Below are 22,713 nucleotides of genomic sequence, written 5' to 3'. Positions count from 1 at the left end.
AAACCCCCCGGCGGGGGCGCCCTAAACCCCCCCCCCCGCGCCCCCGCCCCCCCCCCTCCCCCCCCCCGGGGCGGGGGCGCGCCCCCCCCCCCCCCCCGCCCGCCTGTAGGTCGGTGCCAGTTGTCAGAGTGATTGCACGCTGACGATGACAATGCGTTCTCCACGCACGTTGGTCAGAAAGCTCAGCATGACGTGAGTCCCGTCGGCGGCACTGCCGTACTCGACCCGTAGCCCTGGTGACAGGCCCTGGTAGGCGGCCCCTTCCAGGTACACCATGGAGTTGACCACGGCCAGCTCGGCCGCTATTCGCTCAACCTCTGCTCGGACGGGGGCAGGCAGGCTCTCGCCGAGATCGTGGGAAATGTATTCCCACGTCCAGTCGCTCACCCGGTCTCCAGCGCTTCGACTTCGCGCTCCGCGGCCCGCACGATGCTCCCGATCTCGTGGATCGCCGCTTGCCGTTCATCCGCGCTGTCGCTGACGTGCAGAAGCTGCTCCGCAGCATGCATGCGAGCTGCCCGCTCCGGGATTCTCTCGATGGCGACGAAGGTGGCCCAACGGCGGTAGAACAGGCGGATAGGCGCAGTGTTGCCGTCTTGACCGGCGCGGTCGAATGCCTGCTGCATCTCGGCGATCAGCTCCGACAGCTTGCCGGGCGCCAGGCTGGCGACCGCAGCGCGCAGAGCGGGGAGCGTGAGCGCCGGCATCGGCATGATCGGCCCGTCGTGATTCACAGGTTGGCTGCTCATGCGGAAGGCATCCCCTCGCTCGTCGGACCGCTCCAGCCTACCGGCGCCCTGTGACCCCAGCAGGTGGCGTCGTAAGGAGGCGTAATGATCCTTCCGGAGTCGGGTGCCGCCGTGTATGCGTGTCATGCGGTCGTACCTCTTTCAGGCTGAAGCGTTGGTTCAGGGTCATGCGGCGAGCGGCGCCGGGTCGGCCGCCGCACCTTCCCGGCAGTCGCGGCACCGTCCCGGCCGTGGCGCGCGGAAGACGCGGTCGCAGCCGTCGCAGTCCTGGAAGGGCACCGCGCGGGTCGGCGCAGGGGCGGCGGCCGACTCGGGCGGGCGCAGGGCGGCCAGGCGGTAGGCGAGCAGCCGCGCCGGACGGCGGTCGATACGGTCGGGGAGCCCGGAGGTCAGCGCCTCGGCGATCTCGTACGGGCCGACCCCACGGTCGAGCCATTCCGCGACGGCGGGTGCCAGCGCGGCGGTCTCCCGCTCGGACAGCACGAGCCGCCGGTCGCGGTGGCGCAGGGAGCCGAGGACGGCGGCGGCGCGGGGATCGGGCGCGGCGCCCGGCTCCCGCCCGGGGCCCGGCTTCGGTGTCGGTTCCGCGACGGGCGCCTCAGGCACGGCCACGGCCGGGGGCGCGTCGCACTCCGTACGGCCCGGCGCGTCGTACACGAACGTACGGGTGACGATCCGCCCGCCCGGCCCCCGTTCGACCCGCCGCTCCAGCCAGCCTTCCGCCTCCAGCTCGTTGAGCGCGGCGGAGATCCGGGTCCGGCCCTCCTTGAAGTGGGCGCAGAGCGCGTCGATGCGGATGGAGGCGCCGTCGGGCAGCGACAGGATGTACGCGGCGACCCCGACGGTCACCGCACTGCCCGCCCGCTGGGCGAGCCGGTTGGAGAGCACGGTGAAGTTGGCGGTGTGCCGGGTGCGGACGTGGATGACGCCGGACGCGGGAGCGTCGGCGCGAGCGCGCAGGGGCGCACTAGACTGCGAGTCAGCCATCGGGAAGGTGCAACTTCCTAGTTGGTCAGGCCCTCGTATCGGGATGGCAGTCCCGGCGGGGGCCGACGTCTGTGTGCGGTTGTTGCGGCGAGACTAACGCGACCCTTGGCATATTCGCGCCCAAGTCACCCGATGGGGTGATGAGTTGGGTGGGGTGGGGTGGGAGTTCTTTCCCAGAGTTCTTAGGTAGGGCACGGCCCCACCGGCAATCGGCTCCCCGGCACCTGGCTCCACCCCACCGGCTGTCGGCCACCGGACAACCGGCCAACCCAACGGCCCGGTTTGCCAAGACTCAGTGCCAACCGGGGGCGGTCATGACCTGGCTGGTGAGTGCCGACGGCTGTGAGGCGGGTTGTGTGGCTTACCTTGAGCTCCGCCGCTGTCCGGATGTGGTGTTTCCCTGGCCCGGCTGCCCGGGCGGGCGGCTCGCCTGGCCCGGCTGCGGGGGCTGCCAATACCTTGCGTCCACCGCCAGTTCGTTAATGAGCCGCCCGGGCAGGCCGAACGCTGGTATCTGTGACTGGTCGAGTCCTGCCGGGTTGACGGCGGGCGGTGCCGGGTTCTGTGACCCCAGCATGGCGTGGTGGGCGACCTGTTGCTGTGCCAAGTGCTGCGCCTGCTGCGGGGACAATGCGTTGGCGGCGGCCTGGTCCTGTTGGGGCGCGTACTGCCCCGCACTCTGGTCGACGGGCTGGCGCATCCAGCCCATTTCCGCCACAAGGTCTTTAAGTTCTTGTGGGCAGCCTTCAGGGAATCCGTTCTGCTCTCGGCAGCCCTCGAGCCATTTCCCTATAGGGAATTCCGCATGCGCATTCGTGAATGCTTTGTCGTCACGGGGCGGGATATAGTCTAATTCCCAAGATTTGCAAAGGTTCGCGAAATTGGTGGCCGCCTCATGTACCTTTTTCCAGTACGTCGGATGTCTGGGCGCATTCGGGTCGATAGGCGCATGGCTTCCCGTCGGTCTGCTGGTCGCATCCTCGCCGCACCACCGCCTGCTCCTGAAGTCATTAAGGAGATTCTCCTCTTTGGTGAGCCACTTGGGAGCATTGCCCATCCTGCAATCTTTAACAAGGGAGCCAAGTGATATTTTTTTACCGTTATTTATGTGTGCCCAATCCTGTTTAGGGCAAAAGCCATCGTTGTCTTTGCTTAGGAGGTATTCGTCCACCGCTCGGTAATAATATTTTGGGTCGTGTGGTGCCATAAGACTTCTCCCTATCTGCTGTCCATTGTCCTCAGTCACCCCACTCATTTCTCTCGATCCGGGCCTCGGGTGACAATAGGTCGCTCTGCCGGGGCGACAGCCTTCACCCGTACTACGGTGCGGGTGTGGATGTGGTTCAGTGAGCCTTTTCCAAGGTCAGTTCGAGCAGGTTAGATACAGGGTGAGGACGGGGCTGACCGGGGTTGGTGGTGGGGGTACGACCCGCTGGTGAGTGCCGATGGCTGTGAGGTGGTTGTGTGGCTTACTTTCCGCGCCGCTGCGCGGGTGGGGTGTTTCCCTGGCCCGGCTGCCCGGGTGGGCGGCTCGCCTGGCCCGGCTGCCCGGGCTGCGGCACCGGGGGCTGCCAATACGCTGGCTCCACCGACAGAGAGTGAAAGAGCGTCCCGGCCACGCCGAACGCTCCCACCTGCAGTGGTGTCTGCGACTGGTCGGGTCCTGCCGGGTTGGCGGCGGTCGGCTGCAGGGTCTGCGACCCCAGCATGGCGTAGGCGGCGACCTGTCGCTGTGTTGGCGGGGCCGTGTGCTGCGGGTGCTGCGGGGGCAACGCGTTGGTGGCGGCTTGGTTCTGTTGGGGCGCGTACTGTCCTGCGCCCTGGCCGATGGGCTGGTTCATCCAGCCCATGTCCGTCACAAATTTCTGGAGATATGGGGGGCAGCCGTGACGGAACCCATTCGTCTGGCAGTCTTCGATCCATTCTCCGATGGCGAATTCCGCGCCCGCAAGAGTATATGCTTTGTCGCCACGGGACGGGACGTGGTTCAAGCCCAAAGTGCTGTTTATGGACGCGAAATGGGCGGCCGCCTCATAAACCTTTTTCCAGTACGACTTATCCCTGGATTCATCTTGGCTGATATGCGCGCTGCGGCGCAACCCCCTGGGGAGAGCGTTCTCGCCGATCCACCCCCTGTCGATAAAGTCTTTGACGATATCCTTGGCGAGATGACGGGGAGTCTCTGAAAAGCTTTGCCAATAAAGTATATTTCGGCCCAGCGAGACTTCTATGCCGTCGCTCGCGGTGTGGCTCCAACTCTTCGGCGGGGGGCCGCCGTCGTTCTTCTTCCAGTCTAGGAGGAATGCGTCCACAGCCTCGCGAGTGCGTTGTGAATTCTTATCTTCCGGTGTGAGTTGCATGCCTGTCGGCGGGGCCGCGTACTGCCCCGCGCCCTGGCCGATGGGTTGGCGCATCCAGCCCATGTCCGTCACAAAGTCCTGGAGGTGTTGGGGGCAGTCGTGACGGAACCCATTCGTCTGGCAGTCGTGGAGCCATTCCCCGATGGCGAATTCCGCGTCCGCAAGCGTATATGCTTTGTCGTCACGGGATAGGACGTGGTCAGCGCTGTTCATAGACGCGAAATGGGCGGCCGCCTCATATACCTTTTCCCAATGCGACCAATGCCTGGACTCATTCGGGTGAACACCCTGGGGAGATCCTTTCGGTCTGAATTTTACAGCCTCGCCGATCCACCCCCTTCGCGTAAAGTCCATATAGATATGGAGATAACTGTCTGTGGTGAGATAATCGGGAATCTTCGTTTGGTCCCAATTTCTAATAAGTGCGCCCAGTGACATTTGCCTCCCGTTGCCTACGGGTTGCTTCGAGCTCTGCGCAGGGGGAAAGCCGTCGTTTTTGGGACTAAGGAGGAATATATCCCTCGCTAGGGCAAGGTCCTCCGGGGACGCCGGTGGCGTATATGGCATAAGCTTTCTCCCTGTCTGCTGTCCATTGTCCTCAGCCACCCCACCCATTTCTCTCGATCCGGGCCTCGGGTGGCACGAGGACGCTCCGCCGCGGAGGCTGCCTTTGCCTGCACGACGGTGTGGGTGTGGAGACGGTTCAGCGAGCCTCTGTCAACTCAATTTGGGCAGGTCAGGTGCAGGGTGAGGGCGGGCCTGACCGGGGTTGGCGGTGGGAGTATGACCCGCTGGTGAGTGCCGACGGCTGTGAGGCGGGTTGTGTGGCTTACTTTGAGCGCTGGGTCTGCTGTCCGGGTGGGGTGCTTGCCCGGCCCGTCTGTCCGAGCGGGCGGCTCGGCTGGTCCGGCTGTCCGGGTGGGGGGTTCCCCTGGCCCGGCTGCCCGGGCCCCCAATAAGCTGGGTTCTGCGGCCCCAGCGTGGCGTAGGCGGCGACCTGTTGCTGTGCGGGCGGGGCCGTGTGCTGCGGCTGTTGCTCGGGTAACGTGTTGGTGGCGGCTTGGTTCTCTTGGGGCGCGTACTGCCCGACGCCCTGGGTGGTGGGCTGACGCATCCAGCCCATGTTCGTCACAAGGTCCTGGAGATCTTGGGGGCAGCCGCGGCGGAACCCATTATCCCGGCAGTCTTGGAGCCATTCTCCGATGGCGAATTCCGCGCCCGCGAGCGTATATGCTTTGTGGTCACGGGTCGGGATGTTGTTCAAGCCCGAAGGGTCGTATAGGGACGCGAGATGGGTGGCTGCCTCGTATACCTTTTCCCAATACGACCAATGCCTGGGCTCGTTCGGGTGAACATCCTGGTGAATTCCTGGCGGTCTGAATTCCACAGCCTCGCCGATCCACCCCCTTCGTGCAAAGTCTGCATAGAGAGGGAGATAACTGTCTGTGGTGAGGTAATCGGGAACATTTGCGTTATGCCAATTTCTAATAAGTGAACCGAGTGATATTTGCCTCCCGTTGTCTACGGGTTGCTTCGGGCTCCGCCCAGGGGGGAAGCCGTCGTTTTTGAGGCTAAGGAGGAATACATCCCTCGCTAGGGCAAGGTCCTCCGGGGATTCCGGTGGTGTACGTGGCATAGGTTTTCTCCTTCTCAGCTGTCCATTGTTCTCAGTCGCCTCGCCCATTTCTCTCGATTCGGGCCTCGGACGACAATAGGCCGCTCCACCACGGCGGCAGGCTTCACCCGCAGTACGGTGCGGGCGTGGATGCGGTTCAGTGGGCCTTTTCCGAGGTCAGTTTGAGCAGGTCAGATGCAGGGTGAGGACGGGGCTGACCGGGGTTGGTGGTGGGGTGCGACCCGCTGGTGAGTGCCGATGGCTGTGAGGCGGGTTGTGTGGCTTACTTTGAGCGCTGGGTCTGCTGTCCGGGTGGGGTGCTTGCCCGGCCCGTCTGTCCGAGCGGGCGGCTCGGCTGGTCCGGCTGTCCGGGTGGGGGGTTCCCCTGGCCCGGCTGCCCGGGCCCCCAATAAGCTGGGTTCTGCGGCCCCAGCGTGGCGTAGGCGGCGACCTGTTGCTGTGCGGGCGGGGCCGTGTACTGCGCCTGTTGCGGGGGCAACGTGTTGGCGGCGGCTTCGTTCTGTTGGGGCGCGTACTGCCCGGCGCCCTGGCCGGTGGGCTGGCGCATCCAGCCCATGCCCGTCACAAGGTCCTGGAGATCTTGGGGGCAGCCGTGACGGAACCCATTATCCCGGCAGTCTTGGAGCCATTCCCCGATGGCGAATTCCGCGCCCGCGAGCGTATATGATTTGTGGTCACGGGATGGGATGTTATCCAAACTCGAAGGGTTGTATAGGGATGCGAGATAGGTGGCTGCCTCGTATACCTTTTCCCAGTACGACCAATGCCTGTCCTCATTCGGGCTAACGCCTGTCCCGGGGTATCCCCGTGGCCTGGGGTTCGCGATCCATCCCCTGCGTTCAAGGTCTTCAAGGAGATTCTTGTCTTTGGTGATGTAATCGGGAATATTTCGCCTCCAATTGCGCAGAAGGATGCCCGGTGATATTACTGTCCCATCGTCTAAAGTGTGATCCCAGCTCTGTGGAGGGGCGAGGCCGTCGTTTGCGTCGCTTAGAAGGTATGTATCTATCGCTTGGCGAATTTCGCCCGGATGGTGTGGCATAAGTCTGCTCCCTATTTGCTGGCCATTGTCCTCAACTACCCGCCCCGTTCCTCTCGATGTGAGTCCCGAGTGGCACGAGGCCGCCCCACCGCGGCGGCAGCCTTCACCCGCACTACGGTGCGGATGTGGATACGGTTCAGTGAGCGTTTTAGGCCAGTTTGAGTAGGCTGGATGCACGGTGAGATTGGCTGCCTCAGCCGGGGTTCGGTGCTCTGCCCGCACTCCCGCGCCGCGCGAGCGCGGTACCGCCGGGCCGTTGGTGAGGGCCGTGGCACCGAGAGCGGGAGCCGCGTTGATCGGCGGTGTCCGCGTCCTACGAGCGCATGCCTGAGGGGCCTGGTCAGATCAGCCGTCGGATGTCTCCGCGGACTCGGTAGAAGCCGCCTGCCGCGGCATGGAGGGTGTCCACGACGTACCGCGCCCCGGGCTCCCGTATCGCGCGCGGGAACTGGACGTTCCAGGACGGTTCGTAGCCCTCGGATACCACGTGTACTCGGACGCGGCCACCGTCCTGGACGCATTCGACGACGATCGACCCGGCCTGGGCCTGGGCGACGGTGGTCACCGCGTCCACGGCCGTGGCGGATGCGTAGGTCGGCAGGGCCGCGGCGAGCTTGACGTCGCGCACAGCGGGCACCGAGCCCTGGTGCGCCGCCGAGATGGCCGCCTCGCTCGCGTCGACGCACACCAGCGAGCCGTCTGTGGTCACCAAGTACAACCGCTCGTTGTGGTACTGCATCGACAGCGCCGAGCCACTGCCCGTGCGGAGCTTCCACAGGCGCGTGCCGTCCTGGTCGAAGCAGTAGACGGACGACTCCGAGTCACCGGCGAAGACGAACCGCCCACCGGGCGAGGTGGCGCACGAGTACACGGTGCCGTCGCAGGCATAGGTGCCCTCGACCGCGCCGGTCGCCTTCGACAGCCGCAGGACCTTGTGGTGCCCGGTGCCCGCGTACACGCTGTCGGCCTCCTGCCAGCCGAACAGGACGGCGCCGATGGAGTGCGTATGCCACAGTTCGCGGCCGCCGTCGGGTGCGTAGGCGGTCACGCCCTCGCTGTGGCCGTGGTAGACGGCCCGGTCGTCGGCCCGGACCATCCAACCGCTCTGGCCCTGGCTGTGGCGGGCCCACTGGTGCTCGTCCTCGTGGTCGATGACGGTGAGCCGACCCTCCAGGTCCGAGACGTTCAGGACGCCCTCGTGGATGTCCAGCCAGAAGATGTCGGCGTCCGCCGCGATGTCGTGCGCCGCGAACGGCAGCTTCGAGGACAGGTCGTAGACCTTGCCGTCGTCACAGCCCGCGTAGATCCAGAACTCGTCGGCAACCAGGCACATCACCCCGTCCGGCAGGCTGTAGCGGGCCAGGACGTCACCGTCGTGGTCCAGGTTGAAGACATCGCCCGCCTGATTGCCGACCCAGCACCGGTCGTCATCGACGTGGATACCGAAGGCCGACGAGCCGGTGCGGAACCGCCACAGCACGGGGGCCACGGCCCGCGCGGTGGACGGAGCGGAGGTCACCTGGCGGCGGGTCACCTGGCGCGGGGCCCGCTGCCCGGGAACGGCCGGGGCGTACCCCTTGCGGACCTTCTCGCCGACCTTCTTCGCGGCGAGGGCCTTGGCCTTCTCCGCCGTGGCGCACGTCGTCGTCTGCGTCTGCCCGGCGGCGCCGATCCGCCCGTACCGCACCGTCACGGTTAGGCCGTCGACGGCGACCTCGTAGAACTTGTGCGCGCCTTCGCCATCCTGCGACAGCTCCAGATACGTCGTCGACACGTCAGACCCTTCCCTGGGATGGACCCGCCGGTTTGTCCGGCGGGTCCCATTCCTCAGACCTTAGAAGGGGCCACTGACATTCGGGCGGCGAACCCGACGAAGGATGCCCAGGCGGGGGCGGTGACGGTGAGGGCGGGTAGGGCGGTGTCCTTGGAGTCGCGGACATGTACGGCGTCAGGGCACGCGGCGACCTCGATGCAGGCCTCGCCTTGGGCGCCGCTGTAGCTGCTTTTGAACCAGTGCAGTTCTCTACTCATTGATCTCCCACCAACAGGCGCTTGATGAAGTCCACCGATGCTTCGGGGTCCAGGGCTTGCGACTGGATCGTGCCATAGCAGTGGCTGAGCACGCTCACGTCCTCGGGGTCCGGCAGGAAGTAACTACCCTGCTGGCCTTCGACGTAGCCGATGGTCTGGTGCACCGGCGTTTCCAGCAGGACAAACGGCCCTGCGACACCGGCGTTGGTCTCCCGGGAGTCCGGCATGACCTGTAGTTGCAGGTTGTGGAGTTCGGCGCACTTCAGCAGGTGGCGCAGTTGCTCCTTCCATACCTCCGCGCCGCCGATCACCTTCCGCAGCACTGCCTCTTCCAGCACGAAGGCCAACCGGGGGGCGGGCTTGCGGTGCAAGAGCTGCTGCGTCTCCAAGCGCGTCTGGACGGCGGTCTCGATCTCCTCCTCGTCCAGGCTGGGGCGCAGGGAACGCAACACCGCCCGCGCGTAGTCATCGGTCTGGAGCAATCCGTGCAGGATGTGGGTGCAGTACACGTAGAGCGACAGGGCCTGGGCCTGCAACTCGCGATACTCCTGCGTCCACTCCGGCGGGCCGTCCTCCCACAACAGCTTGGCCGCTTCCAGCAGCAGCCCCTGCGCGGCCAGCGCTTCATCCACCGCCACCACATACGGCGGCTTCGGCACGCGCTCGCCGCGCTCCACCTTGGCGATCATCGATTCGGTGTAAGGAACCCGCTTCTCCAGGTCCTTCATGGTCCATCCGAGCCGTTCCCGCATCATGCGGGACTGCGCACCGAACACCCTCGCGGCCGGTGACGGCTTCTTCTTCCGTTGGGTCATGCCCCCTCCACATCGCACAAATCGCACCGTCGTGGCGATGTCACGCACCGTCACACCGATTCTGTGACCAGGCTAGACGCGACCTGTGACAGTAGGCACATGTCACGCGAAGTCACCCCACAGACCGGTCTCCGCTTGCTACCCTGGACGACTCCCGACGGCCGTCCCTGCTATCTCTCCACCGATGGCGACGGCCCCGTGGCCGCCCTGGCGGACGAGATGGAGGCCATGCAGCTCTCCACCGGAGACGAACTCCTGGCCCACGCCCGCGCGATGCTCGCCGATCCGAAGGTTCCGCTCGGTGAGTTCCGTTTCCTCTCCTCCCGTCTCGCCGAGGCGCTGTACGACGCGATCCGCGTGGCGCGGAGCCGGGAATGCGCCCAGTCCGGCTCGTAGGGGTCTGATCGAGATACGGGCGCCGTCAGCGGAATCCCGAAGGCTTGTCTTCGTTGCCCTGATGTGGATTCCACGAATGCCATCGATGCGGCCGCCGGGCTCGCCGAAGGCCGCTTCGTCACCCAGGAGATTGCGGCTCGTGCCGCCGCTTTCCCCGGAGGGCGGGAGTTTCGCGCGGCTCGGCGGTGCTGGGCTCGATGATCCGGTCAGGCGAGCGGTGAAGTCGGGCCGATCCCGCTGGTCGCCGCTCACCCAGCCGAGCGCAGCAGTTCCTGGCGGTCCAACCGCTTCACCACCTGGGACCAGGTCACCGGCCTGACCAGCAGCCTGACCACCACACCGGCACACAGCTCCAGCAGACCCCAGCAACCCCAACACCCCCCGACAAGTTGACAACGCCTGCGCCGCTCCTCGGAAATCCCTTGCGGCAGCGCTTCCCATGAACCGTCTCCAGCGCGCGCCCGTTGTCCCAACCAGACGCAGCTGGGCGGGAGTTGACTCCGACACCCGCCATATCGACGCCAGCGCAGGACGGAAGGGAACGACATCGATGCCGACTGCAGGTGATTATCTGCCAAGGACACCCTCACAGGGCCCTCCACAGGGCCCTCGCGAACTCGTGCAAGCCGCCCTGGATGCGGCCAAGCAGGAGGAGATCCGGGCCCGAGAGGCCCGAGAGGTCCAAGAGGCGCTCGCCCAGGCGATAAAACAACATGCCCAAGCTACGGAGGTCATGACTCAATGGCGGCTGGCGAACAAGGTTTTTTCCGGGAAAGATTCGGACTGGGGACGCATAGAGACCTGGAAGGACGCAGAGGCCCATGACGCCGCCGAGGGCCGGGAGGGCGCGGTCACGCGTCTCAACGAGGCCCTTAAGCAGCGGCAAAATTACTACACAGCCTACCCGGGTGCAGAAGTGAAAGTTAGCCTGTATGCAGCCGAGCGGGAGGTGGCCCGGGCCTACGACGCTTCGCTCGACGCAGCTGGTCCATCACACGACAAGGCCAAAAATTGGCATGATTTTGCTACCGGCATGAGAGATGGGTGGACGAAAGCGAACGACTTCTTTTCCGAGCACGAAATACACACCCAGGATGACGTAAATACCAACGACGCGAGAATGAGTCCTGAACGGGGTGCATCCGCATATCTTAAATCTGCCAAATATGGGCAGAAGCTATACGACAGGCACGGGCGTCCCGCCCGGACCCGTGCCGCAGCCGTGGAAGACGCCTTTGGCGCAGCCCAGTGGGAGGTGGTCCGGATCGAAGAAGTCATTGGTTCGCTCAACCCTGGTTCAGTTCAGCCTCACTTGGCGTCCGCCGTCAGTCGGCATGATATGGCTGTCGCAGTCAGCGGAAAATGGCAGAGATTGAACGAGTTGCTCAACGGCCAACGAATACGCACCTGGGCCGACGTAGGGAAACTTGACAAGGTAATGGCCCCCATAGGTCCGAGCGTATATATCCAAAACGCCCAACACCAGCAGGAAATTTATAACAGGGACTACCTCGGCCCTCACGCCTCCTCGCAGCAGTCCGTGGCAACTGCCAGTTGGGATTCTGTGCGTCATTATCCCGCCCGTCAATCTACCGCGGAGAGCTCGCATCAGGAGTCCCATCCGAGCTCACGGGATCCCCAAGCGCGAACGCCGAGTCCCGCTCGCGGGAAACGCTGAGCGTTGACGTTGCCAACCCCGTCGTAGCGACCTCGTCCACGTCGCGGAGAACGGCGTGGAGGCGATGACGTACCTCGAAGCAGTCTGATCTCGCTTTCACTGGGCCTCGGCGGTGGCCTTCAGGTCGCGCAGCCACTGTTCGAGGCCCGCGCCGAGCGCTTCGGTCGCCATGGGGACATCGGCTTCGACCTGGTCGCCGGTCCACGTCTCGTCGGTGTGCACGCGCACGCCGCCCTTGACCTTGGTGAACGTCCACAGGTGGACGCCCTCGTCGATGCGCAACCCGTCACCCACCGCAGGCCCCTTCCACAGGATGCAGGAGCCGCGCTGTAGTTGGCGGACGGTGGAGGTGATGGTCAGGGTCGTGGCGGGGGTCGTCGGGGTGGCCTGGGCCGGGGTGGTCCAGCGGAACCGCGAACCCTTGCGCAGGGGGCCCGGGTCGAGGCGCTTCATCGTGAGGACCGGGGCCTGCCAGTCCGGCCACGCCTCCACGTCGGTCTGCAGCTTCCAGATGGTGCTGAGCGGTGCCTTGATCAGGGTGTCGGTCCGGTGGCGGATGAGCGCGCCGGGGTCGACGCCCTCGCCCCGGCAGGTGGACGAAGGGCTCGGGGTCGCGGTCTGGGCCTGGGCGGGAGCGGCGATCGCGAGGATGCCGGTGACGGTGATGGCAGCACGAAGTAACGGACGAGTGCTCGGCATGGGAGCCTCCAGTTAGGACTTCTTGTGTCTGTTAGAAGTTCTAACGCAAAGTCGGGCAGGGCGTCAAGAGGGTGATGCCGTGCGGCCGCAGAAGGTGCGGCAAGCTGGGGGCATGGGAACGCATCTGATCACTGGGGCAGGTTCGGGCATCGGCACGGCGGTCGCCGAGCGGCTTGCCGAGCGGGGCGACGAGCTGTGGCTGCTGGCGCGGGACGCCGGGCGGGCGAAGGAGCTGGCCGGGCGGTTCCCGGGGGCGCGTACGGTCGTCGGCGACCTGGGGGACCCGGAGAAGCTGTCGTGGGCGCTGAGCCACCAGTCGCTGCCCGAGCGGCTGGACTCGGTGCTGCACATCGCGGGCGTGGTCGACCTCGGTGAGATCGGTGAGCTGACCCCCAAGGCCTGGAACCGCCAGCTCGCCGCCAACCTCGTCTCACCCGCCGAGCTGACCCGGCTCCTGCTGCCGCAGCTCCGGCTGGCCCAGGGTCATGTCATCTTCGTCAACTCCGGCGCGGGGCTGCGCGCCAACGCCCAGTGGGGCGCGTACGCGGCCAGCAAGCACGGGCTGAAGGCGCTCGCCGACGCGCTGCGCTGGGAGGAGAGCGGCAACGGGGTGCGGGTCACCACCGTTTACCCGGGGCGCACGGCGACGCCGATGCAGGTGAAGGTGCATCAGCAGGAGGGCAAGGAGTACGACGCGGAGCGCTGGATCGCCCCGGAGACCGTGGCCACGACCGTCCTCACCGCGCTCGACCTGCCCCGCGACGCGGAGATCACGGACCTCCAGATCCGCCCCCGGGGCTGACAGCCGTCACCCCATAGGCTTTCGGGGTGAGCGAGAAGACCAACAAGCACAGCTGGGGCGCGGGAGCCGCGACCGGTGTCGGGTCGATGCCGGGCGGGGACGCGCGAGAGGCCGCGAAAACCGTCACCGGGTCCCTCGAAGCCCTGCCGTATCTGCCGGAGCTGCCCGCCCGGGGGCCCGGGGCGGACATGCTCGGGCGGACCGCCGGGATGCTCGTCGAGGTGTACGCCCATGTGGAGCCGAGCGGCTGGCGGATCAGCGACCGGCCGGGGCGGGACACCCGGCGGGCCCGGTCCTGGCTGGGCGAGGACCTGGACGCGCTGGAGGAGTTCACCCAGGGGCACCGCGGACCGCTGAAGGTGTCGGCCGTCGGGCCGTGGACCCTGGCCGCGGGCCTGGAGCTGCGGAACGGCGAGGTCGCGCTGAGCGACCCGGGCGCCTGCCGCGACCTGACGGCCTCGCTGGCCGAGGGCGTGCGCGCGCATCTGGCCGAGGTGCGCCGCAGGGTGCCCGGCGCCGAGGTGGTGCTGCAACTGGACGAGCCGTCGCTGACGGCCGTGCTGACCGGAACCGTCCGTACCGCCAGCGGCTACCGCACCCACGCCGCGGTGGACCGGGGCGTGGTGGAGGGCGCGCTGCGGGATCTGGTGGCGGCGGCCGAGGCGCCGGTCGTGGTGCACTCGTGCGCGCCGAACGTGCCGTTCGCGCTGCTGCGGCGCGCGGGGGCCAGCGGGGTCTCGTTCGACTTCTCGCTGCTCACCGAGCGTGAGGAAGAGACGATCGGGGAGGCCGTCGAGGGAGGAACGGCGCTGTTCGTCGGCGCCGTCCCCGGCACGGAGGCCGCATTGTCGGACCCTGCCGGTAGCGTCGGGGGTGTCAGGACGCTGTGGCGCAGGCTGGGGCTGTCACCGGGGACTCTCGCGGAGTCCGTGGTGATCACGCCGTCGTGCGGGCTCGCGGGCGCTTCGCCCGCGTACGCGCGCGCCGCGCTGGCCCACTGTGTCCGGGCGGCGAGATCGCTCGCGGACAACCCTGAGTAACTGGGAGGACGACACGGTGGCCGGCGAACAGCAGTCGACAGTGCCCGCGGAGGCACGGGATGAGCACGCCAAGCTCGCTGAGCAGGTCGAGGAGCACCGCTTCCGGTACTACGTGAAGGACGCCCCGATCGTCAGCGACGCGGAGTTCGACAGGCTCCTGCGCAGGCTGGAGGCGCTGGAGGAGGAGCATTCCGAGCTGCGCACGCCCGACTCGCCCACCCAGAAGGTCGCGGGGGCGTACGAGACGGAGTTCACCGAGGTCGAGCACCGGGAGCGGATGCTCAGCCTGGACAACGCGTTCGACGACGACGAGCTGGGCACCTGGGCCGACCGCATCGCCAAGGAGCTGGGCACCGGCGCGTACCACTTCCTGTGCGAGCTGAAGGTGGACGGCCTCGCGGTCAACCTCACCTACGAGCACGGGCGGCTGACCCGCGCCGCGACCCGGGGCGACGGGCGTACCGGCGAGGACATCACGCCCAACGTGCGGACCATCGCCAAGATCCCCAACCGGCTGACGGGCGACCGGATCCCGGCGCTGGTGGAGGTGCGCGGCGAGGTCTTCCTGCCCCGCAAGGCGTTCGAGGAGCTGAACGCGCGGCTGGTGGAGGCGGAGAAGCCGCCGTTCGCCAACCCGAGGAACGCGGCGGCGGGTTCGCTGCGCCAGAAGGACCCGAAGGTCACCGCGAGCCGCCCGCTGGACATGGTGGTCCACGGCATCGGCGCGCGCGACGGCTTCGCCATCGACCGGCTGTCGCAGGCGTATGAGCTGCTGCACGAGTGGGGGCTGCCGACCGCGGCCCACTTCCGGGTGGTCGACACGATCGAGGGTGTCCGCGAGTTCATCGCGCATTACGGGGAGACCGAGCACCGTCATTCGGTGGAGCACGAGATCGACGGCGCGGTCATCAAGTTGGACGAGATTCCGCTGCAAGGGCGGCTCGGCTCCACCTCGCGGGCACCGCGCTGGGCGATCGCGTGGAAGTTCCCGCCCGAGGAGGTCAACACCAAGCTGGTCGACATCCGGGTAGGCGTGGGGCGCACGGGGCGGGTGACGCCTTATGCGGTGGTTGAACCGATCACAGTCGCGGGCTCGGAGGTCGAATTCGCGACACTGCACAACCAGGACGTGGTCAAGGCCAAAGGTGTGCTGATCGGTGACACCGTCGTGCTGCGTAAAGCGGGCGATGTCATTCCGGAAATCCTGGGCCCGGTCGCCGATCTGCGGGACGGCAGCGAGCGCGAATTCGTGATGCCCGCCGCGTGCCCCGAGTGCGGGACGCCGCTGCAGCCCGCCAAGGAGGGCGACGTCGATCTGCGGTGTCCCAACAGCCGGTCCTGCCCGGCGCAGCTGCGCGAGCGGATTTTCTATCTCGCCGGGCGGAAATCCCTGGACATCGAGAACCTCGGATATGTCGCCGCGGCCGCCCTCACCCAGCCGCTGGAGCCCGCCGAACCGCCGCTGCGGGACGAGGGCGATCTGTTCGACCTCAAGATCGAACAACTGTTGCCCATCCGCTCGTACGTACTGGACCCGGACAGCGGACTGCCCAAGCGCGATCCGGAGACGGGCGAGGAGAAGGTCGTCACCTTCTTCGCCACCCAGAAGGGCGAGGCGAAGAAGAACGCCCTGGCGATGCTGGCCCATATCGAGGCAGCCAAGCAGCGCCCGCTGGCCCGGATCATCACCGGCCTTTCGATCCGTCATGTCGGCCCGGTCGCGGCCACCGCGCTGGCCCGCGAATTCCGCTCGCTCGACCGGATCGCCGAGGCCAGCGAGGAGGAGCTGGCGGCCACCGAGGGCGTCGGCGGAATCATCGCCACCTCGGTGAAGGAGTGGTTCGCCGTGGACTGGCACCGCGAGATCGTGGAGAAGTGGCGGCGCGCCGGGGTGCGGCTGGAGGAGGAGGCCGCCGAGGAAGCGGGCCCGCTGCCGCTCAAGGGGATGACCGTGGTGGTCACGGGCACGCTGGAATCGCACACCCGGGACGGTGCCAAGGAGGCGCTGCAGAACCGAGGTGCGAAAGTCACCGGCTCTGTTTCGAAAAAGACTGATTTCGTGGTCGTCGGGGACAATCCCGGATCGAAGTACGACAAGGCCATGCAGTTGAAGGTGCCGGTCCTCGATGACGACGGATTTGCCGTCCTCCTCGAACAGGGCCCCGACGCCGCACGTGACGCCGCCGTAACACCCCCGGAGGAGTCCGGGGGAGAGGCCGAGGAGTAGCCGAGGGGCAGTCAAGTCGCTCACGAGGAGTAGTCCGGACACTCGTCCGGCGCAGTAGTCCGGCCATCTTCGGTGCCACGGCCCCGTAAAGCTGGCCGGAATACGACTGGGAGCACTTCCCGGGCACAGCCAGCGGGCATCACCCTTACAGCGCATACCAGAAGGTTATGGATCGTCGGGCGGCATTCGGGCAACCGCTGCCGATCGCGGCCCGCCATGCCCTTCTGCCGCCTACTGTTGAAGGTGTGCGCCTGCCGTGGCGCTGGCACCGCCGGCTGTGAGAGGGACGGGTATGAAACCGACCGAAAGCGCCGCACCGGCGCAGCGGCTGCGCCGGCTTCTGCTGCCCGCGCTGCCCGCCGCCGCGGTCGCCATGGCCGCTTTCGCACTCGGCATCGGAGTATTCCGAGTGCTCGACGCGGGCCATGCGCTCTTTCCCGACGGCACCGAGGGCTGGTCGCTCGCGGTCCTCACCGGAATCATCGTCGGGCATCTCGTCGCCCTCGGCCGGGACCGCTGGTGGGGCGGCACCGGATCGGGCGCCGCGTTAACCCTGGCCGCGCTCCTGCTCTACGGCTGGATGCCCGCCATGCTCGTCAGCCTCGCCGTGGTGGTCCTGGTCGGCGCGGCCAGGCGGCACCGCTGGCGGCAGGCCGTCATGCACGGCACGGTCGACATCCTGGGCGTCGGCGCGGCCGCCCTCACCCTCGCCGCCTTCGGCACCACCCCCTCCGTCGAAGAGCCCTGGCACACCGACACCTGGCACGTCTCCGCCATCCCCCAGACGATCCTGGCCGCCGCCGTCTACCTCGCGATCACCCGCGGCCTGCTGTGGTACTCCCTCGCCCCGCCCGGCGCCGGACTGCCCACCGTCGCCCGCACCGCCCTCCTCCGGCAGGCCCTCGTCGGCATCGCGCTGCTCGGCATCGCCCCGCTCATCGTCGTCGTCGCCGGGGACACCCCGCTGCTCCTCCCGCTGTTCGCCGTCCCGCTGGTCGCCCTCGACTCCACGCTGTGGATCGCCCGGGTGCGCGCCGAGGAGCAGCTGCGCGACCCGCTCACCGGGCTGCCCAACCGCCAGTGGCTGCTGGAGCGCACCTGGACCGCGCTGGACGAGGCCGAGCGCGCCGGTACCCGCACCGCGCTCGTCCTGCTCGACCTCGACCGCTTCCGCTCGGTCAACGACACCCTCGGCCACCTCGCGGGCGACCGGCTGCTGCTCCAGATCGCCGAGCGGCTGCGGCTGGCGCTGCCGCGCGGGGCCGAGGTGGCGCGGCTCGGCGGCGACGAGTTCGCCGTGCTGCTGCCCACCACCGACTCGCTCACCAGCGCCCAGCGCAGCGCCCGCGTCCTGGTCGGCGACCTCGGCTCCCCGCTCGACCTCGACGGGCTGACCCTGGTGCTGGAGGCCAGCGCCGGGGTCGCCGTCTACCCCGACCACGCGCTCGACGCGGAGGGGCTGCTGCGCCGCGCGGACGTCGCCATGTACCAGGCGAAGCGGGACCGCAGCGGCGTCGAGCTGTACGAGGCGCGGCGCGACGGCAACACCCCCGACCGGCTCGGTCTGCTGGGCGACCTGCGGCGCGCGCTGGACGCGGGCGACGTCGAGCTGCACTACCAGCCCAAGGTCGGCTTCGACGGCCATGTCGCCGGTCTTGAGGCGCTGGTCCGCTGGGTGCACCCGGAGCGGGGGAAGGTCCCGCCGGACGAGTTCATCTCCATGGCCGAGAGCTCCGGGCTGATGCCCCGGCTCACCGAGTACGTCCTGGAGACCGCGCTCGGCCAGGTCGCCCGCTGGCGCGCCGCCGGTCTCGAGGTGCCGGTCGCCGTCAACGTCTCGCCGCGCGATGTCCACACCCCCGGCTTCGCCGGAGCCGTCGCCGGGCGGCTCGCCCGGCACGGGGTCCCGGCCGGGGCGCTGCAGCTGGAGATAACGGAGCACGTGCTGCTGGAGGACCCGCAGCGGGCCGCCGACACCCTGGCCGGGCTCACCGGGCACGGGGTGAAGATGTCCCTGGACGACTTCGGCACCGGGTATTCGTCGCTGGTCCATCTGCGGCGGCTGCCGGTCAGCGAGCTGAAGATCGACCGCTCGTTCGTGGCCCGGCTCGCCGTGGACAACGAGGACGCGGAGATCGTGCGCTGCACGGTGGATCTCGCGCATTCGCTGGGTCTGCTGGTGGTGGCCGAGGGTGTCGAGGACGACGAGACGTGGGAGCGGTTGCGGGATCTGGGGTGTGACGCGGTGCAGGGGTGGCTGGTCGCCGCCGCGATGCCGCCGGATGAGACCACGGCGTGGTTGCGGGCCCGGGGGGAGAGCGGGTGGCACCGCGAGGAGCGGGCCCCCGCTCCCGCGGAGGAAGACGCCGATCAGCCGGTCACGTAACCGGGTGCGGGGGCTCTGGGTGCGGCTTGCGGTTTCGTTGCCGGGTGCGGGCCGGTGGGTGGGTTGTGCCCACCCGTTCCTCCCCCAGCTACCGCTGGGAGGTGCCCCCCGGCGGAACAGCTGCCCACAACCAGGTGTACCAAAGCGTTTCGCGCCGCGTGGTGGGGGCGCCATAGGATTGGGGCCGGAAAACACTTCACACTCACCCTGAGGATCGCTGCATGCCTGGCATCACGCGCGAGGAGGTCGCCCACCTCGCACGGCTGGCGCGTCTGGAGCTCAAGGCGGAAGAGCTAGACCACTTCGCCGGACAGCTGGACGACATCATCGGCGCGGTGGCCCGCGTCTCCGAGGTCGCCGACCAAGACGTACCGCCGACCTCCCACCCGCTGCCCCTGACCAACGTCATGCGGCCGGACGAGGTCCGTCCGTCGCTGACCCCGCAGGAGGCGCTGTCCGGCGCCCCGGCCCAGGAGCAGCAGCGTTTCAAGGTGCCGCAGATCCTGGGGGAGGACTGACCCGCATGACTGATCTGATCAGGCTCACCGCGGCGGAGATCGCCGCCAAGGTGGCTTCCGGCGAGCTGACCGCCGTAGAGGTCACCGAGGCCCATCTGGCCCGTATCGAGGCCGTTGACGAGAAGGTGCACGCCTTCCTGCACGTGGACCGTGAGGGCGCGCTCGCGCAGGCCCGCGCCGTCGACGAGAAGCGGGCGCGCGGCGAGGAGCTGGGCCCGCTGGCCGGGGTTCCGCTCGCGCTCAAGGACATCTTCACCACCAAGGGGATCCCGACCACGGTCGGTTCCAAGATCCTCGAAGGGTGGATTCCGCCGTACGACGCGACGCTGACCCAGCGGCTGCGCGACGCGGACGTGATCGTTCTCGGCAAGACCAACATGGACGAGTTCGCCATGGGGTCCTCGACCGAGAACAGCGCGTACGGGCCCACCGGCAATCCGTGGGACCTCACCCGCATCCCCGGCGGCTCCGGAGGCGGCTCGTCCGCCTCCCTGGCGTCCTTCCAGGCGCCGCTGGCCATCGGCACCGACACCGGCGGCTCCATCCGGCAGCCCGCCGCCGTCACCGGCACGGTCGGCGTCAAGCCGACGTACGGGGCGGTCTCCCGGTACGGCATGGTCGCCTTCTCGTCCTCGCTCGACCAGGGCGGCCCCTGCGCCCGTACCGTGCTGGACGCGGCCCTGCTGCACGAGGTGATCGCCGGGCACGACCCGCTCGACTCGACCTCGATCGACGCTCCGGTTCCGCCGGTCGTCGAGGCCGCCCGTAACGGCAGCGTCCAGGGGATGCGCGTCGGCGTGGTCAAGGAGTTCGCGGGCGAGGGCTACCAGGCCGGGGTCATGCAGCGCTTCAACGAGTCGGTTGAGCTGCTGCGCGAGCTGGGCGCCGAGATCGTGGAGATCTCCTGCCCGTCCTTCGACAAGGCCTTGGCGGCGTACTACCTGATCGCGCCGTCGGAGTGCTCGTCCAACCTGGCCCGCTTCGACGCCATGCGCTACGGGCTGCGGGCGGGCGACGACGGCACCAAGTCCGCCGAGGAGGTCACCGCGCTGACCCGTGCGGAGGGCTTCGGCGCGGAGGTCAAGCGCCGGATCATGCTCGGCACGTACGCGCTCAGCTCCGGCTACTACGACGCGTACTACGGCTCGGCGCAGAAGGTCCGCACCCTGATCACCCAGGACTTCGAGAAGGCGTTCGAGCAGGTCGACGTACTGATCTCGCCGACCACCCCGACCACCGCCTTCCCGATCGGCGAGCGCGCCGACGACCCGATGGCGATGTACCTCGCCGACCTGTGCACGATTCCGTCGAACCTGGCGGGGAACGCGGCCATGTCACTGCCCTGCGGTCTGGCGCCGGAGGACGGTCTGCCGGTCGGACTGCAGATCATCGCTCCCGCCATGGCCGACGACCGGCTCTACCGGGTCGGTGCCGCGGTCGAGGCCGCGTTCACCGAACGCTGGGGCCACCCGCTGATCGAGGAGGCACCGTCGCTATGAGCGCGATCAAGAAGGCCAAGGGTTTCAAGAAGTCCAAGCCCGGCACCTACCTGTCCATCGCGACCTCGCTGTTCGGCGCGGTCAGCGTGATCAAGCAGGCCAAGAAGGCCCGCTTGGAGAACGACAAGCTGCAGCTGGCCGACGCGGTGGTGTCCGCCGCCGCCATCGCCACCGGCGTCGCCCTGCTCGTCCGCGAGCTGAAGCGCCTGGGCGACGACGACGTCCTCGCGGGTTGAGAGGTTAGTTTTCCGTGACCGTCACTGAACTGGTGTCGTACGAGGACGCCCTGGCCGCCTACGAGCCCGTGATGGGGCTTGAGGTCCACGTCGAACTCGGCACCAAGACCAAGATGTTCTGCGGGTGTTCGACGTCGCTCGGCGCCGACGCCAACGCGCAGACCTGCCCCACCTGTCTCGGCCTGCCCGGCTCGCTGCCCGTCGTCAACGCGACGGGGGTCGAGTCCGCCATCAAGATCGGTCTCGCGCTGAACTGCGAGATCGCCGAGTGGTGCCGCTTCGCCCGGAAGAACTACTTCTATCCGGACATGCCGAAGAACTTCCAGACCTCGCAGTACGACGAGCCGATCGCCTTCAACGGCTATCTGGACGTCGACGTCGACGGCGAGATCTTCCGCGTCGAGATCGAGCGCGCTCACATGGAGGAGGACACCGGCAAGTCCACCCACGTGGGCGGCGCGACGGGCCGCATCCACGGCGCCTCGCACTCCCTCCTGGACTACAACCGGGCCGGGATCCCGCTCATCGAGATCGTCACCAAGCCGATCGTCGGGGCCGGGGAGAAGGCACCGGAGGTCGCCCGGGCGTACGTCGCCGAGCTGCGCGAGCTGATCAAGGCTCTCGGGGTCTCCGACGCGCGCATGGAGATGGGCCAGATGCGGTGCGACGTGAACCTGTCGCTGCGGCCGCACGGTGCCGAGAAGTTCGGCACCCGCTCCGAGACGAAGAACGTCAACTCGCTGCGGTCCGTCGAGCGCGCCGCTCGTTTCGAGATCCAGCGCCATGCGGCGGTGCTGGGTGATGGCGGGACGATCATCCAGGAGACCCGTCACTTCCACGAGGAGGACGGCTCCACGACGTCCGGTCGGATCAAGGAAGAGGCCGAGGACTACCGGTACTTCCCCGAGCCCGACCTCGTGCCGGTCGCGCCGTCGCGCGAGTGGGTCGAGGAGCTGCGCGGCACGCTTCCGGAGCTGCCGAGGGTGCGGCGTACCCGGCTGCGCGAGGAGTGGGGCATCTCGCAGCACGAGATGCAGTCCGTGCTCAACGCGGGGGCGATCGATCTGATCACCGCGACGATGGACGCGGGCGCGGATGCGGGTGCCGCGCGCAAGTGGTGGATGGGCGAGCTGGCCCGCCGCGCCAACGAGGACGGCGTCGAGCTTGCCGCCCTCCCCATCACCCCGGCCCAGGTCGCCCGGGTGTGCGCCCTGGTCGACGAGGGCTCCCTCAACGACAAGCTGGCCCGCCAGACGATCGAGGGCGTGCTGGCGGGTGAGGGCGACCCGGATCAGGTCGTGGCCGACCGTGGCCTGAAGGTCGTCTCGGACGAGGGTGCGCTGGGGACGGCCGTGGACGAGGCGATCGCGGGCAACGCGGCCATCGCGGACAAGATCCGTGGGGGCAAGGTCGCCGCCGCCGGTGCCCTTGTCGGTGCCGTCATGAAGGCCACGCGGGGGCAGGCGGATGCGGCGCGCGTGCGCGAGCTGATCCTGCAGAAGCTGGGCGTAGAGGGCTGACCCTCGCGCGAACGGCGGCGGCGTTCGCGGCTCCCCCACCCCCCCACCCTGGCCGGTTGGGGGTACGAGGGTGGCCCCCCCGGGTTAGTGGC

At 67.9% G+C, this 22,713-nt stretch carries 19 protein-coding genes; 10 read left to right on the top strand and 9 right to left on the bottom strand.

Annotated features, from left to right (window positions below):
* Positions 1-123: 123 nt before the first annotated feature.
* From ACFV9T_RS40830 to ACFV9T_RS40795, 8 genes are all read right to left on the bottom strand, one after another.
* A complete protein-coding gene (locus ACFV9T_RS40830; protein WP_385448446.1) occupies positions 124-387 on the bottom strand; it encodes a hypothetical protein in 264 nt (87 codons plus the stop codon).
* Positions 384-749: a hypothetical protein gene (locus ACFV9T_RS40825; RefSeq protein ID WP_039941058.1), complete on the bottom strand. Its 366-nt coding sequence runs from the start codon at positions 747-749 to the stop codon at positions 384-386. Before ACFV9T_RS40825 ends, ACFV9T_RS40830 begins: the two co-directional genes overlap by 4 nt.
* Positions 750-914: 165 nt before the next feature.
* Positions 915-1,736, bottom strand: coding sequence for a hypothetical protein (locus tag ACFV9T_RS40820; protein WP_385448443.1), 822 nt, complete (start codon positions 1,734-1,736; stop codon positions 915-917).
* Between the two features lie 361 nt (positions 1,737-2,097).
* A complete protein-coding gene (locus tag ACFV9T_RS40815; RefSeq protein WP_385448440.1) occupies positions 2,098-2,943 on the bottom strand; it encodes a hypothetical protein in 846 nt (281 codons plus the stop codon).
* Positions 2,944-3,205: 262 nt separating this feature from the next.
* Positions 3,206-4,309, bottom strand: a complete 1,104-nt coding sequence (locus ACFV9T_RS40810; protein WP_385448438.1) for a hypothetical protein — start codon at positions 4,307-4,309, stop codon at positions 3,206-3,208.
* A 2,805-nt stretch (positions 4,310-7,114) separates the two neighbouring features.
* Positions 7,115-8,548: a WGR domain-containing protein gene (locus ACFV9T_RS40805; RefSeq protein WP_385448436.1), complete on the bottom strand. Its 1,434-nt coding sequence runs from the start codon at positions 8,546-8,548 to the stop codon at positions 7,115-7,117.
* A gap of 53 nt (positions 8,549-8,601) precedes the next feature.
* The gene (locus tag ACFV9T_RS40800) at positions 8,602-8,805 is read right to left on the bottom strand and encodes a DUF397 domain-containing protein (protein ID WP_385448433.1); all 204 of its coding nucleotides are present in this window, start codon (positions 8,803-8,805) and stop codon (positions 8,602-8,604) included.
* Positions 8,802-9,620, bottom strand: a complete 819-nt coding sequence (locus ACFV9T_RS40795) for a helix-turn-helix transcriptional regulator (RefSeq protein ID WP_385448430.1) — start codon at positions 9,618-9,620, stop codon at positions 8,802-8,804. The genes ACFV9T_RS40800 and ACFV9T_RS40795 overlap by 4 nt, the downstream gene beginning before the upstream one ends.
* Before the next feature lie 99 nt (positions 9,621-9,719).
* Between ACFV9T_RS40795 and ACFV9T_RS40790 the strand changes: the two genes are divergently transcribed.
* Complete coding sequence (locus ACFV9T_RS40790) at positions 9,720-10,016, top strand: hypothetical protein (protein WP_385448427.1); 297 nt, start codon at positions 9,720-9,722, stop codon at positions 10,014-10,016.
* A gap of 619 nt (positions 10,017-10,635) precedes the next feature.
* Positions 10,636-11,694 (top strand): hypothetical protein, encoded by a 1,059-nt coding sequence (locus ACFV9T_RS40785; RefSeq protein WP_385448424.1) that lies wholly within the window; start codon positions 10,636-10,638, stop codon positions 11,692-11,694.
* Between the two features lie 96 nt (positions 11,695-11,790).
* Here ACFV9T_RS40785 and ACFV9T_RS40780 read toward each other — a convergent pair whose 3' ends face one another.
* Positions 11,791-12,393, bottom strand: coding sequence for an SRPBCC family protein (locus tag ACFV9T_RS40780; RefSeq protein WP_385448421.1), 603 nt, complete (start codon positions 12,391-12,393; stop codon positions 11,791-11,793).
* 112 nt (positions 12,394-12,505) lie between these two features.
* Here ACFV9T_RS40780 and ACFV9T_RS40775 point away from each other — a divergent pair, with 112 nt between their 5' ends.
* The 8 genes from ACFV9T_RS40775 to gatB all read left to right on the top strand — a co-directional run bounded on the left by ACFV9T_RS40775 (position 12,506) and on the right by gatB (position 22,621).
* The gene (locus ACFV9T_RS40775) at positions 12,506-13,195 is read left to right on the top strand and encodes an SDR family oxidoreductase (RefSeq protein WP_385448418.1); all 690 of its coding nucleotides are present in this window, start codon (positions 12,506-12,508) and stop codon (positions 13,193-13,195) included.
* 86 nt (positions 13,196-13,281) lie between these two features.
* Positions 13,282-14,235 carry a methionine synthase gene (locus ACFV9T_RS40770; RefSeq protein ID WP_385448449.1) on the top strand — a complete coding sequence of 318 codons (954 nt, stop codon included), beginning with the start codon at positions 13,282-13,284 and terminating at the stop codon, positions 14,233-14,235.
* Positions 14,236-14,251: 16 nt separating this feature from the next.
* Positions 14,252-16,462 (top strand): NAD-dependent DNA ligase LigA, encoded by a 2,211-nt coding sequence (gene ligA, locus ACFV9T_RS40765; RefSeq protein ID WP_385448415.1) that lies wholly within the window; start codon positions 14,252-14,254, stop codon positions 16,460-16,462.
* Positions 16,463-16,754: 292 nt separating this feature from the next.
* Positions 16,755-18,848: a putative bifunctional diguanylate cyclase/phosphodiesterase gene (locus ACFV9T_RS40760; RefSeq protein ID WP_385448413.1), complete on the top strand. Its 2,094-nt coding sequence runs from the start codon at positions 16,755-16,757 to the stop codon at positions 18,846-18,848.
* A 221-nt stretch (positions 18,849-19,069) separates the two neighbouring features.
* Positions 19,070-19,366, top strand: coding sequence for an Asp-tRNA(Asn)/Glu-tRNA(Gln) amidotransferase subunit GatC (gene gatC, locus ACFV9T_RS40755; protein ID WP_358621318.1), 297 nt, complete (start codon positions 19,070-19,072; stop codon positions 19,364-19,366).
* A 5-nt stretch (positions 19,367-19,371) separates the two neighbouring features.
* On the top strand, positions 19,372-20,865 hold the full coding sequence (gene gatA, locus ACFV9T_RS40750; protein WP_385448410.1) for an Asp-tRNA(Asn)/Glu-tRNA(Gln) amidotransferase subunit GatA: 1,494 nt from the start codon (positions 19,372-19,374) through the stop codon (positions 20,863-20,865).
* On the top strand, positions 20,862-21,101 hold the full coding sequence (locus tag ACFV9T_RS40745; protein WP_385448407.1) for a hypothetical protein: 240 nt from the start codon (positions 20,862-20,864) through the stop codon (positions 21,099-21,101). Before gatA ends, ACFV9T_RS40745 begins: the two co-directional genes overlap by 4 nt.
* Positions 21,102-21,115: 14 nt before the next feature.
* Positions 21,116-22,621: an Asp-tRNA(Asn)/Glu-tRNA(Gln) amidotransferase subunit GatB gene (gene gatB, locus ACFV9T_RS40740; protein WP_385448405.1), complete on the top strand. Its 1,506-nt coding sequence runs from the start codon at positions 21,116-21,118 to the stop codon at positions 22,619-22,621.
* The last annotated feature ends 92 nt before the right edge of the window (positions 22,622-22,713 follow it).

The sequence above is a fragment of the Streptomyces sp. NPDC059850 genome (assembly GCF_042731515.1).
Taxonomy (GTDB): domain Bacteria; phylum Actinomycetota; class Actinomycetes; order Streptomycetales; family Streptomycetaceae; genus Streptomyces.
Note: the sequence above shows the minus strand (reverse complement) of the source record. Positions and strands in the feature narration are given on the sequence as shown.

What these genes read in the sequence shown, in the direction of transcription:
- ACFV9T_RS40825 (WP_039941058.1), bottom strand. Translation starts at nt 749, where the DNA reads ATGAGCAGCCAACCTGTGAATCACGACGGGCCGATCATGCCGATGCCG.
- ACFV9T_RS40820 (WP_385448443.1), bottom strand. Translation starts at nt 1,736, where the DNA reads ATGGCTGACTCGCAGTCTAGTGCGCCCCTGCGCGCTCGCGCCGACGCT.
- ACFV9T_RS40815 (WP_385448440.1), bottom strand. Translation starts at nt 2,943, where the DNA reads ATGGCACCACACGACCCAAAATATTATTACCGAGCGGTGGACGAATAC.
- ACFV9T_RS40810 (WP_385448438.1), bottom strand. Translation starts at nt 4,309, where the DNA reads ATGAACAGCGCTGACCACGTCCTATCCCGTGACGACAAAGCATATACG.
- ACFV9T_RS40800 (WP_385448433.1), bottom strand. Translation starts at nt 8,805, where the DNA reads ATGAGTAGAGAACTGCACTGGTTCAAAAGCAGCTACAGCGGCGCCCAA.
- ACFV9T_RS40795 (WP_385448430.1), bottom strand. Translation starts at nt 9,620, where the DNA reads ATGACCCAACGGAAGAAGAAGCCGTCACCGGCCGCGAGGGTGTTCGGT.
- ACFV9T_RS40790 (WP_385448427.1), top strand. Translation starts at nt 9,720, where the DNA reads ATGTCACGCGAAGTCACCCCACAGACCGGTCTCCGCTTGCTACCCTGG.
- ACFV9T_RS40780 (WP_385448421.1), bottom strand. Translation starts at nt 12,393, where the DNA reads ATGCCGAGCACTCGTCCGTTACTTCGTGCTGCCATCACCGTCACCGGC.
- ACFV9T_RS40775 (WP_385448418.1), top strand. Translation starts at nt 12,506, where the DNA reads ATGGGAACGCATCTGATCACTGGGGCAGGTTCGGGCATCGGCACGGCG.
- ACFV9T_RS40770 (WP_385448449.1), top strand. Translation starts at nt 13,282, where the DNA reads ATGCCGGGCGGGGACGCGCGAGAGGCCGCGAAAACCGTCACCGGGTCC.
- ACFV9T_RS40760 (WP_385448413.1), top strand. Translation starts at nt 16,755, where the DNA reads ATGAAACCGACCGAAAGCGCCGCACCGGCGCAGCGGCTGCGCCGGCTT.
- gatC (WP_358621318.1), top strand. Translation starts at nt 19,070, where the DNA reads ATGCCTGGCATCACGCGCGAGGAGGTCGCCCACCTCGCACGGCTGGCG.
- gatA (WP_385448410.1), top strand. Translation starts at nt 19,372, where the DNA reads ATGACTGATCTGATCAGGCTCACCGCGGCGGAGATCGCCGCCAAGGTG.
- ACFV9T_RS40745 (WP_385448407.1), top strand. Translation starts at nt 20,862, where the DNA reads ATGAGCGCGATCAAGAAGGCCAAGGGTTTCAAGAAGTCCAAGCCCGGC.